Below are 13,185 nucleotides of genomic sequence, written 5' to 3'. Positions count from 1 at the left end.
GGCGGCCGCCCCCAGGCGGCCTCGACCCACCACGGTCGTGACGCTGCGGCTCAGCCCTCGAGGACGAGGTAGGCGACGGACTCGTCGACGTGGCCCTGCTCCTCGTCGGCGCTCTGCTCCTCACCGAGCATGACCTCCACGCTGGAGCCGGTCAGGTTGCGGTAGCGGACGCTGACCGAGTTCCAGCCCGCGTACGACTCGACCGACGCGAGGAACACCGGGTCCGCGTAGGACTGGTCGAACTCGATGCGGGTCCAGTTCTCGTCGGCCGTCGTCCGCCCGGCCTCGGAGGCGCAGTTACTGACGGCGCCGAGCCCCGGTTCGATGGCGACGTAGGCGACCGTCTCGGGGGAGTGGTAGCCGCCGTGCTCCTCGCCGTCCTCCTCCTGGACACAGACATCGAACCCGGCCGTCGAGACGTCGTGGGTCCGGGTCACGATGGGGTCGCCGTCGCTGTCGACGGTCTGGCTCTGGGTCAGCACCACGGGCGTCGTCCCGAAGTCGGACCCGAACGAGACGCTCTCGAACTGATGGCCGACCGTCGTGGTGCCGACCTCGACACAGCGGCCGTCGGAGAGGGTGTACGAGCCCGCCTCGAGGGCCAGCATCCCGGCACTCTCGGGGTAATGAACGTCGTTCTGGTAGAGCCACTCCTCGACCCTCGCCTCGAAGCCGTCGGGGGAGACGTTGCGGACGCGGCTGTGGGCCGGCTGCGGGCCGGCGTAGGAGAGCGCCGGTGCCAGCACGACCGGGTGCTCGTAGTTCCCGGAGAGCGAGTACGAGTCCCACGGGTCGTCGAGGGAGATGGTCCGCCGCTCCGCGACCGGGCCGTCGGCGCTGCGCCCGGCGACACCGCGGTGCTGGCCGTACTGGGCCATCACGTGCTCGACGGTGAACAGGTGCCATGCGACCTGCTCGTCGAGCGACGCCTTCTCGGTCGACTCACAGAGGAACCCCGGTCGGTCGAGGACGCCCGCGACCCGGTGCATCAACAGGTCGCGGTCGGCGTCGAGCGTGTTGCCCATCCGGTAGGCCATGTCGCCCGAGAGGTCGAACTCCGCGTTGAGCGACGCGACCGTCTGCTCCCCGCTGGAGCGCGACGGGTCCGTCCACGTCGGGAACAGCGCCTGCCCGACGCCGCCGTCGCCGGACTTGTAGATGCCACGCGAGGAGTGGAGGTCGAACACCCAGTCGGGGTCGTGCCACTCGATGGTAGCCCAGAGCCCTCGCGCCAGGCGGGAGTAACACTCCTCGTCCGTCGGCGGGAACTGCCGGTTGAGGTCGTTGCTCCACGGGCGGTGGTCGGCGGCGATGGCCTGCGGGTTCGCCCGGGGGACGACCACGAGCTTCCCGCGGTCGACGGTCCAGTCGGCGATCTGGTCGGCCGCACGATAGCCGGCCTGTTCGTCGCCGTGGATGCCACCGACGACCAGCGTGGTCGGGCCGTCGCGCGCGGCCTCGTAGACGTGAACGGGCTGCTCGTGGACGGTGTTCTCGAAGATGGTGTAGTCGGAGCTCGGGGCGGCACGGGCCGGCGAAGCGCTGCTGGAGAGGGCGGCGGTGCCGAGGCCGACGATGCCGGCCGCCTTCACGAAGCTCCGGCGGGAGAGGCCGGAGTTCTCGCTGCTCGCGTCCGCGGTGCCGGTTGGGTCCGTGGTGGTGGGTGTGTCGCGCATCTCGTATCCGAACCAACACCGTCGCCAGACATATACTCTATCTTACATATAGGTAAGCGGGTCGAGTTACCCCGTAGAAAGTGGCCTGTCGGAGTCGGATGACAGGCTGGTCGGCCGGCGGGACCGGCGACCGGTGGCACACCCCCGGTACAAAAAGGGTATGAACGATTACCCGAACCGTTTCGAGGCCATACCCGGAGCATAAGCAAACGGTTCCGGCGACTGGTTGTACGCGTGCAAAATATTGGAGACCTGATACACCTCACCGGGGGAACCACTCGTCGACCGTCAGCGGGGCAGCCGGCCCGCCGGAGATGGAGGGGGTAACCGTGGCGGACTGGCTTCCCGGCGGGGACGAGGAGCCCGCCGCCAACGAGGAGCCGTTCGAGGTCGACGGCTTCGACTTCGAGGGCTGGCTCGCCAGCGGCGACACCACCGAGCCGGACCTGATGGAGGAGGCGCCGGCCGAACCAGCCAGTTCGGGGGGCGGTGGGGCGGCCGGCAGTGCAGCCGGCACAGCGACCGGCATCGCGGGGCTCGCGGCGGTCGAGGAGCGGCTCTTCGACGGGGACGGGCCGCTGCTCCCCGTCCTCGCCGTCCTCGCGGCCGTCGTGTTCTTCGCCCTGCTCGCGCTCGCCGGCCCGTGGGTCGGCCCGTTCAACCTGTTCACCCTCTCGGACGGCGCGGGCACAGGTAGTGGCACCGGCGGCAGCGGCGGTGGCGCGGCCGCACCGAACGCCACCGCGACCCCGACACCCACCCCGAACGGCACGGCCAACGCGACGGCCAACGGCACGGCGACCGGCACGGCCTCGCCGACCGCGACGAACACACCCACGGCGACGGGGACGGCGACAGCCACACCGACGGGAACACCATCCCCGACGGGGACGGCCTCGCCGACTGCGACGGCGACCGACTCACCGACGCCGACTCCAACCCCGACCCCGGCATCTACCCCGACGCCCACCTCGAGCCCCACACCGACGCCCAACCCGACACCCACACCGACGCCCACACCGACGCCCACACCGACGCCGGAACCGACCCTGCCGGAGGGAACGCCGACCCCGCCGGATGACGGTGGGCTGCCGCTCCTGCCGGACGACGGCGGGACGCCGACACCACCGAGTACCTCGACACCGACACCGGCGCCGACGTCACCGCTCGACCCCATCCTGAACCCCATCGGGCTCTAGGAGGCGGTCGATCGACCTCCTCCCGCGCCTGAAGACGCGGCCCGACGCTGACTCACATTCTCCCGGCCACCCGCCTGCGACCTGACCGACGGTGTCCCGCACGCCGCACTCCGTCCACCGGGCGCCCCTCAGGTCCACACGGTCTCCGCCCGCCGTGGGCACACCCGTGCGAACAGTCCCACGGCGGAACCTCACCGCTCGCCGTGGATGGTTGCGCACCCGAACGAGACTGCAGCGTACCGTTCTGGGCGGGTCGCGGTCCGCCCGAGACTCAGACCAGCGCCCGACCCAGTCGCACGAACGCGTAGCCGAGCGCGACGGCGACGGGCGCCCCGAGCGCGAGCGCCACTGCCACCGTGGGGGCGAGGCCACCCACTCCGCTGCCGAGTTCCCTGGTGGGGACGGGGGCGACCCGTCCAGGAACCGGGACCCGCGACGCGGAGAGTACCAGCACGGCCGGCGCCGTCCCGAGGAACCAGACGAGCGCCGGGCGGAGCGTCGACCCCCTGTCCCGCCCAACCAGCGCCGAGGTCCGGAACAGCGCGGCGAACGCCCCGTACGCGAGGAGCCCACCGACGAGCAGGTCCCCCCCGTCGACCCGGCGGAGGTACCAGGCACTCACGAACAGCGCGAGCGGGAGCGCGTGGACCCGAACGACGTCGTCCGGGAGCGCCGGGCCGCTCCGCGCGGCGAGCGTTCCCGCGAGGACCGCGACCACCGTCCAGCACCCGACGAGGAACAGTCGCACGTTCGTCGGTCCGGACAGCGTCCCGCCGAGGAGGGCCGCACCCACCACGACACCGCCAGCGGCCGCCAGCAGTGCCGCCGCCGAGAGCACCTCGTGGAGCGCGAACCACCCCGGTGTCGTCCCGCCCGAGGCGCCGCGCGCGCGGCGCTCGTCCACCGTGTCCGCCCCCGACCGGGCAGACCCGGCTGCGCCCGGTCGTTCCGAGCGGCCGTCGGCCGCCCCACCCCCCGTTCTGGTCCGGCGGGTCCGGTGGCTGGCCTCGGTTGCCCCGCTCGCGGCCGACTCGCGCCGCTGGGGCGGGGGGTCACCGGCGTCCGTGTCGTCGGCCGTGGGCTGTCCGCGGCGCTGGCGGTCGAGGTACGTCTCGTGCCCGAGGCGGTCGTAACGCGCGCGCTCGGTCGAGTCGGTGAGGACCTCGCGAGCCCGGTTGATACGCTGGAACTCCTCGCGGGCGTTCGGCCGGTCGCTCACGTCCGGATGGTACTCCCTGGCCTTCTCGCGGTAGGCGTCCTCGATGGTCCCGGTACTGGCGTCGGCGTCGACGCCCAGAACCTCGTAGAACGTCGCATCCTCACGCATCGGCGTGCTCGAGGGCCGGCAGCTGTTCGCGGGCCTTTCGGACCTCGCCGTCGGGCCCGTCGAACGGCGACTCGATGGTCACGTCGACGGCCCGGCCCGTCTCGTTCTCGGCGGCTTCCACCTCCAGCAGGCCGTTCTCGGTGACCGTGAACGTCACGTCGACACCGACCTCGCCCGCCGGGGCCTTCGGCAGCCCCCGGAGCACGAACGAGCCGAGGTACTCGTTGTCCGCGACGCGCTCGGCCTCGCCGCTGTAGACGCGGACGGAGACCGAGCGCTGGTCGTCACGCACGGTCCGGTAGTGGCGTGTCCGCGAGGCCGGGATGGAGGTCTGGGCCTCGATGACTGGCGAGAAGTAGCCCGCCTCGTCGTCGACCATCGTCTCGACCCCGAGCGGCCGCGGCGCCACGTCGACCATCACGGCGTCCTGCTCGTCGTTCGTCTCGGGCCCGTCGTGGATGATGCTGGCCTGGATGGCGGCGCCGGTCGCGACCACCTGGTCGGGGTCGACGTCCTCGGAGGGGACGTCGCCGAAGAAGTCGTAGACGGCCTCGCGAATCTGTGGCATCCGGGTCGCGCCGCCGACCAGGAGGAGTCGGTCGATGGACCACGGGTTCCGGCCGGCCGAGGCCAGCACGTCGTCGCAGATGTCGAGCGTCCGCTCGACGAGGTCGCCGGTCAGGTCGTCGAGGGTCTCGCGCGTGAGCGTCGCCTCGGCCGGGTCGTTCATCCCGAGCGCCGGGAGTTCGACCGTCGTCGACTCGTGGTGAGTCAGGTCGTGGCGGGCCCGCTTCGCGAGTTTGCGCAGGCGCGCGCTGGTCCGGGGCGTCTCGGTCGCCGACGAATCGAGCTGCGAGCGATACCACTCGATGATGCGGTCGTCCCAGTCGTTGCCCCCGAGCCGCGTGTCGCCCTTCGAGGCGAGCACGTCGTAGACGCCGCCGCTGACGTCGACCAGCGAGACGTCGAACGTCCCGCCGCCGAGGTCGTAGACGAGGACCAGTTCGGCCTCGCTCCCGTCGGCGGCGCCGACCCCGTAGGCGAGACAGGCGGCGGTCGGCTCGCTGAGGAGACGACGGACGTCCAGCCCGGCAATCTCGGCGGCCCGGCGGACGGCCGTGCGCTGGCGGTGGCCGAAGTACGCCGGCACCGTCACGACGGCGTCGGTGACCGGTCCCTCGAGGGCGGCCTCCGCGCGCCCCCGGAGCCGCGAGAAGACGAGTGCGGCGATCTGTTCGGGCGTGTACTCGGTCCCGTCCGGGGCGGTCACGCCGGTGTGTTCCTCGCCGAGGTGGCGCTTGATGCCCGCCACCGTCTCGGCCGGGCGCTCTGCCGCCCGTTCTGTCGCCTCGCGGCCGACCAGCGCCCCGTCGTCGGTGAGCGAGACGACCGACGGCAGGAGCGGGTCCCCGGACGGACCGGAGAGCACTCCGGCCGTGGCGACGGTCCCGTGTGCGACGACGCTGTTGGTCGTCCCGAAGTCGATGCCGACGGCGTGGCCTCGGGTCATCTGTATCTGGACCGGACTATCCGGTCGGGACTGGTAGTTATGGCCGTCGTAACCGGCAGAACGAGCGTTCTGTGGCGTCGCAGGACACGCGACACCCGGTCGGTGGGTAGGCCCGTCGGGCGTCGAAGTAGAACCCGGCAGCGGGGGGGCACTGCCGGGGGAACCACACCGTGCTGTGGTGGTGGTGGTGGCGGTGTGGTGGTGTGGGGTGGGGGGGGTCGGTGCACCCGGGCGAACGCGGAGACGCGGTCGCGTCGGGCGCAGACAGCCAGTGACGCTCGCTGCCGAGCGCCATCCGTCGGTACACCGGCCACGTGTGTAGTTATTCGGAGGGTAAACCACCCCAGCGGGACGATATCGCGGTGGGTGTCGACATGACGTCGCCGGGCAGGACGAGACCGGCCCGTGTGAGGATCCGACCACCGACCGCGTGGCTCAGCGACGTGACGCGAAAAGAAGGGAGCGTCGCTCAGCGTGTGGGTCAGGAGTCAGTTACGCTGCCGGCGAGCGAGCAGACCGGCGAGGGCGAGCGCACCGAACGCCGCCGCGAGGCCGAAGCCGGGCTGACCGCCGGAGTTGGTGGGTGATGGCGTGTCGTTCTGCGAGCCGCCATCTGTGAAGCCACCGCCGTTTCCGGTCGAGGTCGCGTTCGCCGTCCCGGTGGTGTTCCCGGTCGAGGTCGCGTTCGCCGTCCCGGTGGTGTTCCCGGTCGAGGTCGCGTTCGCCGTCCCGGTGGTGTTGCCCGTGGACGTACTCGTGCCGGTGGTCGTTCCCTGACCTTGCCTGTTGCTGTCGGTCGGAGTCGCCGTCGATTCACCGCCGTCACCGCTCTCGGTCGGAGTCGCCGTCGACTCGCCGCCGTCACCGCTCTCGGTCGGAGTCGCCGTCGACTCGCCGCCGTCACCGCTCTCGGTCGGAGTCGCCGTCGACTCGCCGCCGCCGCTCTCGGTCGGAGTCGCCGTCGATTCACCGCCGTCACCGCTCTCGGTCGGAGTCGCCGTCGACTCACCGCCGCCGTCACTGCTCGGCGGCGGGCCGAGTTTCTCCTCGGCCTCCTGTCGGTTCTCACAGTCGCAGACAGGGATGTAGTGACTGGTGGTGTCCTGCGAGAAGTCCGTCGTGGTGTCGCCGTTCGTGCTGCCGTTGATCTTGCCGTTGATCTGGTACCAGCCGGGCTCGCTGGGGTTCTGGATACAGTTGTCCCCGCGGGCGACGATCTGGTCGGCGGACTTCACGCCGACCGGCCCGCCGGCGAGCTGGTCCTCCTTGTAGAACTTCACCGTTATCTGGTGTTTCTCGAAGGAGATGCTCTTGTACGCCGAGAGCAGACTCTCGTCGGTCTGTGTGCCGGGGTCGTCGTTGCCCCGGTCGATACCGAAGGCCCGAACCTGGGAGGAACTACAGCTGTCGAACTGGAACGCTTCGGACGTGAGCACGATGGTGTGCATCGCCTGCATGTCCTTGCGGAGCCCCGAGGCGTAGTACTCGTTCGCCGTCGTGACTCCGGGGGCGTTGTTGTCCAGACGGGTCGTGAAGTTCGCATCCGCACCGTGCGGCGACGTGCTACTGGTCGTCGCGTCGGCGGTCCCGACTGCCGGGGGTGCCGTCGCGAAGACACCCACGAGGGCTGCCGAGAGGACCAGGGCGGTCGCCATCGCGATGCTGTTTATCGTTCGTGTCATTTGTGTGTAATCGCGTCCCGTACGTGGAAGAGACACAGGGGTAGTTATGGGCAAGGTAATGCCGAAAACGGGCGTCTAACGCCCTGTATAAAGCATTCCGGGCAGCCGGAGTAGTTGGCATAAATCCCCGGGGGTGACCGGGAGACCGGTTATAGCCCGCTGGCGTACCGCCGCCGAGGGCCGCCCGACCCGCAGTTGGTTAGCTCGTCGTCACCGTTCGGTCGGACTCGGGACCCGTCGTCAGTATCCCCGCCGCCGCCGTCAGTATCCCCGCCGCCGTCAGTATCCCCGTCCCTTTCACCCCGGTATCCACAGCGCCGGCGCAGAGGGATATTCGCCGTCCCGATACAGTCACCCGGAGTATCGGTCGTCGGGGGCAGGTTCGAGGTGGAACGGAGGAGTTCCGGTTACGTGACCGATAATAACCTAGACTGACGGCCTCGTCCAGCCATGGACAAGGTCCAGCAGGAGTGCGACCGGATTCTCGACGAGATATCCAACGCGGTCATCGTGGACGAGCAGGTCCTCGAGACCGTCCTCACGGGGTTCGTCTCGCGGGGGCACGTGCTGCTCGAGGATGTCCCGGGGACGGGCAAGACCCTGACGGCGCGGAGCTTCGCGAAAGCACTCGGTCTCTCGTTCTCGCGCATCCAGTTCACACCCGACCTGCTCCCGAACGACGTCACCGGGACGCACGTGTTCAACGAGCAGACCCGCGAGTTCGAGTTCAATCCCGGCCCCATCTTCGCGAACATCGTGCTGGCCGACGAGATCAACCGCGCCTCGCCGAAGACACAGGCGGCCCTGCTCGAAGCGATGGAGGAGGGACAGGTCACCATCGACGGGGAGACTCACGACCTCCCGGACCCGTTCTTCGTCATCGCCACCCAGAACCCCGTCGAGCAGGAGGGGACCTTCCCGCTGCCCGAAGCACAGAAGGACCGCTTCGTCATCAAGACGAGCCTGGGCTACCCCGACGACGATGGCGAGCTCGAGCTGCTGGACCGCCGGGCCGACCGGACGAACCAGTCCCCGACGGTGTCGCGGGTCTGCTCGGAGGGCGCGCCCGAGAAGCTCCAGCAGAGCCCCGAACAGGTCCACATGGAGCGTGACCTCCGGCGGTACGTCGCGGACCTCTCGCGAGCGACCCGCGAGGACGAGCGCGTGAAGGCCGGCGTCTCCCCGCGTGGCACCCAGCGGCTGTTCGAGGCGGCCCGGTCCCTGGCGGCCATCCGTGGTCGCGGCTACGCGACGCCCGACGACGTGACGACCATCGCCCCGTCCGTCCTCTCGCACCGGCTGGTCCTCACGGCCGACGCCCGCGTCAACAACGTCGGGAAGGACGAGGTCGTCCGCGACCTGCTGAACGACCTCCCGGTTCCGACGGTCGACTACGAGACCGCCCGCGCATCCGCCTGAGGCGGCCTCGCGACCGGAGCGCCGTTATCTTCCGCATAACAAACCGGCTGTCCATCTCATCCTCGACGATGCCTGATTCCACCGGTACCGGCGCCGACTCGCACGTGAACGCCGACGCCGAATCCGACCGCACAGCGCCGCGGTCGGCCACCCGCAGACGCCTCCTGACCGCGAGTGGCGGCGTCGCCGCGACCCTCCTCGCGGGCTGTTCCGGCCTCGTCCCGGAGCAGGTCAAGAGCCTCGGCGGCAGTGAGTTCGGGGACGGCAGCTTCGGGGGCTCCGGGGGTTCGGAGGGGGGGACGGGCGAGGAGGCGACCCCGTCCGGGACTGCCACCAGGACGCCGACGCCCGAGACGGACGTGGTCGGACTGTCCCTCGACGAGACCGGGGGCGGCTACGAGTTGTCGGTCACCCTGAGCCCACCGGCCGATGCCGGCGGCGCGGACTGGTGGCAACTGGAGACGCTCGACGGCGAACGCATCGTCCGCGAATCGTTCGACGAGCCCCGGACCACCGACCGCTTCATGACCGCCCGGACCGTGGACCCGGACAGCTCGAAGGTCGTCGTCCGTGGCCACGACACGGAGTTCGGCTACGGCGGGCAGGTCATCCTCGCCGATCTGGAGGACGGTAACCTCACGACCGAGGACCAGGGCGAGGAGCCGACGCAGTTCGAGAACTACGAGTTCTGAGTGGACGGGGGGCCGGCCGTCACAGTGGCCCCGGAATGGGAGAAACACCCACACAGAACGATAACCACCCCCATATTTTCCGATACCGAGCTACAATGACCAGAAGCATTCGATAGCACAGAAACACCGTTCCGAGCGTCGGGAGCGGATAGCTGCCGGCGCGATTCCGAGGGGCCCCGTACGCCGGTCGTCTCCGGCCGACACGCCCGGCCGACGCCCGGGCAGGCGAGCAGGGCGGCCCGAGCCGTGTCGGGCGGCCCCGACCGACGGGGGGAGGCCAGTCAGTTGTACAGCGCCGTCGTCAGTACGACCGCGGCGCCGAGCATGACGCCGAGGCCGGCCAGCGGCACGCCCGTCACGTTCGCGTTCTCGACGAAGATGGCGAGGAACATCGCCCCGCCGCCGACCGCGGCCGCCGCGCTGGCGTGCGTGAGTTCGACGGGCCACGTCCGGGCGTCGCCGCCGACGTGGTTGCGCAGGTTGATGGCCTGCTCGCCGAGGTCCCACGCGACGACCGTGGCGACGCCCCCGGCGAGGAGGTTCCAGATGGTCGCGCTCTGGACGACCCCGGCGGTGACGACGCTCACGAAGACCAGCGCGGTGCCGACGGTGACGTACGGGCGCTCGTACTTGCGGTAGACGGGCGCGAGCCCGGCCGTCAGCACGAGCAGCCCGATGACCCCGGGATAGAACTCCAGTTGCTGGGCCAGCGAGCCACGCCCGAGTCGCGAGAACGCGACCGCGAGCCCACCCAGCCCCCCGGCGCCGAGGATGGCACCGACAAGGCGGTGGTCGTAGCGGGCGAGCCGGATGCCGATGCCGACGCCGGCGAGCCCCAGCGCGGCGACCAGCAGCGCGTTCCGCTGGAGGCTCGACGTGGCGACGAACCAGATGGCCAGCAGCCCCGCCAGCACCGAGGCCACGCCACTGAGCGCGAGGGGGTTGCGGTCGGTCATCGCGACCACCGCTCCTGTGCGTGGATGAGTGCGGTTCCCAGCGGCTCCGACGGGTCCCAGTCCACGGTCCGGATGCCCGACTCGCGCAGCGTGGTGATGCGATTGGCCCGCTCGGTCGTGGCCAGCCGGCCACCCGGCGTCTCCGGGCTGGTCACGTCCGGACTGACGACCGTCGTGGCGTGGTCGGTCGCCTCCAGTTGCATCGCCGCCTCGACGGCGAACGCGTCGAGGAGCGGCGAGAACAGGACGACCTGCGTCTCGTTGCTGAGGCGCCGCCGGAGGTCCGTCAGCGCGCTGCTATGGTCGGCCGCCGCGGGTTCGTCCGGCGGGTACGGCGAGAGCGACGGATGCGTCGCGAGTAGCTTCCGGGCCCGCGTCACCTGGTCGCGACCGGTCCCCGGCGGGAGCCAGCACGCCTCGGAACCGCCCAGCGACGCCAGCCCGACGGAGTCGGTCGTCTCGGCCAGCGACGAGAGGAGCTGTTCGGCCGCCGCGAGCGAGTGCGCGACGGCGTGTGGCTCCTCCTCGCCGGGTGAGCGGTAGGCCGACGCCCGGACGTCCAGACAGAGGACGACCGAGGCCGCCCGCTCCTCTCGGTACTCCGTCGTCGTGAGGTCGCCGGTCCGGGCGAACCGGCGCCAGTCGATACGGCTCATGTCGTCGCCGCGCTCGTACTCGCGCGTGCGGTGGAACTCGACACCGCTGCCACCCTGGTCGGTGACGATGCGACCGACGAGCTGGCTCGTCTGGTCGCGCAGCGGCACCTCCGGCACCTCCGCGACGCACTCGATGGTGGTCTCGGCGGCGACCTCCGTCTCCACCTCGGCGGCGCCGGCGATATCGCGGGCGATGACCGTCGCGGGCTCGAACCGGTGGGTCCCCTGCGTCGCCGTCACCGTGTACGAGAAGCTGGTCGACTCGCCCGGGCGGAGCGTCGCGGCGTGGCGCGGCGTGCCGCCGGTCACCGACAGCATCGGCGGCACGCCGTCGACGAGGCGCAGGTCGGGGAGGATGCCGGTCCCGGTGTTGCGGACCGTGACCCGGACGGTCACCTCGTCGCCGTCGCTCGGGTCCTCGTCGGAGAGCCGCCGCTCGAGGTCGAGCGAGACGGTCGGTTCGGTCGGGAGCTGCGGGTAGGCGGCGTAGGCGACGCCGACCACCGACAGCAGCAGGACCGAGGGGCGCTTGAACAGCAGGCCGGCGGCGCCGGCGAACAGCGCGACCGCGATGACACCACGCCAGCGGCGCGTCTTGCGAGTGGTCGTCATCGGTCTCCCCCCTGGAGTCGCGAGACCTCCCGGGCGGCGCGTCGGGCGCCGTGCTGGAAGGTCGACTCGCCACGGAAGACGGCGACGAGGCGCTCGCTCAGGCCGGGCGTCCGGCGGCTGGAGAGGAACGACGCCGCGGCGGCATCCTCGGTCCAGGTCCCCCGGGCGATGGCGTCGCGCGCCTCGTCACGGCTCAGCCCCCGCGTGCGCTCGAGCGTCGTGAGCGCCGCCGCTGCGACCCGCTCGCGAGTCTGCTGGTGGCGGTCGCCGAACAGTCGCTCGCGGACGCCCACGCCGTCCTCGACGAAGTCGTCGAACTCCTGGCCCGGGTGTGGAACGCGGTAGACGTCCTCCGGGTCCGGAGGCCGGGACTCGTCGATGCCCTCGACACCGCGTGCGAGCAGTACCGCGACCACGACGGCGACCGCGAGGACGCCGAACGCGGCCACGAACACCCACGGCCCGCCGATGGACTCGGCGACACCCTGGACGGGGATAGCGGCCGCGAACGCCGGGGTGAACACGGTGAACACACCCACCACGAAGGCCACGAGGCCCAGCGTGCCGAGCAGCGTCCGGGCCCGGCTCATACGGTCCCACCTCCGCCGATGCGGTCGAGCCCCTGCCGGGCCCGTTCACGCCGCTCGTCGGTCACGGGTTTCCCGCCGTAGCGGACCTCCTCGAACGTCTCGGTCAGCGTCCGGACGGCACCCGGGTCGTGGCCCTCCTCGATGGCGGCCGTCGCGCACTCCGAGGGTGTCCGCCGCTGGGGTTCGTCGATACCCGTCTCGGAGACCATCGACAGCCACGCCCGATGGACCTCGTTGGATGGGGTCCCCTTCGGCCACGCCGTCGCGCTCGAGGACGATGCCACCTCGTCACCGACGAGGACGCCCTTCATCGCGAGCGCCAGTGCGAGCAGGTGGTAGCGGTACCGGTACGCCAGCGCGAGCGCGAGGACGAGGAGGAGCAGCGGCAGGAGATCCATCAGCAGGTTCAGCAGCCGCTGGAGGAGGCTCGGCTCCCCGCCGGTGCCCATCCCCTTGCCGTCGCCCGCCCCGAACTGCCGACCGCTGTCTCCCGACTGGGCGGCCTGGGACTCGCCCTCCTGCCCGGAGTTCTTGGCGGGACCTTCCTTCCCCTCGTCGTCGGACTCGGAACTCGGGGCGTTCTGGCCCTCCTCGTTCGAGGACCCGCGTGTCTGCAGGTCCGAGTCGTCCTCCGAGCCCTCTTTCGCCACCTTCGCCTTCTCCGTGCTCTCCTCGTCGAGCGCGCCCTTGGCGGCCTCGCCCCCTTCCTCGCCGATGGGGAGCTTCGAGAAGTCGATGTCGACGACGTCGTCGGGCTCCTGCTCGAGCGTGGAGCTCAGTGTCGTCGCCGAGACCCCCGCCGCGCCGATACAGCAGACGGCGAGCAGCAGGGCGAGGTAGCTATCCCGGTTCATCGCGGTGCACCT

The 13,185-nt window shown here is 70.9% G+C and carries 11 protein-coding genes; 3 read left to right on the top strand and 8 right to left on the bottom strand.

Annotated features, from left to right (window positions below):
- Positions 1–50 precede the first annotated feature (50 nt).
- Entirely contained in the window at positions 51–1,676 is a 1,626-nt protein-coding gene (locus tag NL115_RS10665) for a M99 family carboxypeptidase catalytic domain-containing protein (protein ID WP_254829350.1), read from the bottom strand.
- Positions 1,677–1,990: 314 nt separating this feature from the next.
- Here NL115_RS10665 and NL115_RS10660 point away from each other — a divergent pair, with 314 nt between their 5' ends.
- Positions 1,991–2,875, top strand: coding sequence for a hypothetical protein (locus NL115_RS10660; RefSeq protein WP_254829349.1), 885 nt, complete (start codon positions 1,991–1,993; stop codon positions 2,873–2,875).
- Positions 2,876–3,146: 271 nt separating this feature from the next.
- On the opposite strand, the gene NL115_RS10655 is transcribed toward NL115_RS10660, so the two are convergent.
- From NL115_RS10655 to NL115_RS10645, 3 genes are all read right to left on the bottom strand, one after another.
- Positions 3,147–4,202: a J domain-containing protein gene (locus tag NL115_RS10655; protein WP_254829348.1), complete on the bottom strand. Its 1,056-nt coding sequence runs from the start codon at positions 4,200–4,202 to the stop codon at positions 3,147–3,149.
- A complete protein-coding gene (locus NL115_RS10650; protein ID WP_254829347.1) occupies positions 4,195–5,712 on the bottom strand; it encodes an Hsp70 family protein in 1,518 nt (505 codons plus the stop codon). Before NL115_RS10650 ends, NL115_RS10655 begins: the two co-directional genes overlap by 8 nt.
- Positions 5,713–6,200: 488 nt before the next feature.
- Positions 6,201–7,367 (bottom strand): hypothetical protein, encoded by a 1,167-nt coding sequence (locus tag NL115_RS10645; protein ID WP_254829346.1) that lies wholly within the window; start codon positions 7,365–7,367, stop codon positions 6,201–6,203.
- Between the two features lie 477 nt (positions 7,368–7,844).
- On the opposite strand from NL115_RS10645, the gene NL115_RS10640 reads away from it, so the two are divergent.
- Entirely contained in the window at positions 7,845–8,813 is a 969-nt protein-coding gene (locus NL115_RS10640; RefSeq protein ID WP_254820911.1) for an AAA family ATPase, read from the top strand.
- A 68-nt stretch (positions 8,814–8,881) separates the two neighbouring features.
- A complete protein-coding gene (locus tag NL115_RS10635) occupies positions 8,882–9,505 on the top strand; it encodes a hypothetical protein (RefSeq protein ID WP_254829345.1) in 624 nt (207 codons plus the stop codon).
- Positions 9,506–9,786: 281 nt separating this feature from the next.
- Here the strand turns inward: NL115_RS10635 and NL115_RS10630 are convergent, their stop codons facing one another.
- Genes NL115_RS10630 through NL115_RS10615 form a run of 4 tightly spaced genes read right to left on the bottom strand, consistent with a single transcriptional unit; the run spans position 9,787 to position 13,173 of the window.
- Positions 9,787–10,461: a DUF7519 family protein gene (locus NL115_RS10630; protein ID WP_254829344.1), complete on the bottom strand. Its 675-nt coding sequence runs from the start codon at positions 10,459–10,461 to the stop codon at positions 9,787–9,789.
- Entirely contained in the window at positions 10,458–11,729 is a 1,272-nt protein-coding gene (locus NL115_RS10625; protein WP_254829343.1) for a DUF58 domain-containing protein, read from the bottom strand. The genes NL115_RS10630 and NL115_RS10625 overlap by 4 nt, the downstream gene beginning before the upstream one ends.
- Positions 11,726–12,319, bottom strand: a complete 594-nt coding sequence (locus NL115_RS10620) for a DUF7269 family protein (protein ID WP_254829342.1) — start codon at positions 12,317–12,319, stop codon at positions 11,726–11,728. Before NL115_RS10620 ends, NL115_RS10625 begins: the two co-directional genes overlap by 4 nt.
- A complete protein-coding gene (locus NL115_RS10615) occupies positions 12,316–13,173 on the bottom strand; it encodes a DUF4129 domain-containing protein (protein WP_254829341.1) in 858 nt (285 codons plus the stop codon). Before NL115_RS10615 ends, NL115_RS10620 begins: the two co-directional genes overlap by 4 nt.
- Positions 13,174–13,185: the final 12 nt, after the last annotated feature.

Source organism: Haloglomus salinum (assembly GCF_024298825.1).
GTDB classification, from domain to species: domain Archaea; phylum Halobacteriota; class Halobacteria; order Halobacteriales; family Haloarculaceae; genus Haloglomus; species Haloglomus salinum.
Note: the sequence above shows the minus strand (reverse complement) of the source record. Positions and strands in the feature narration are given on the sequence as shown.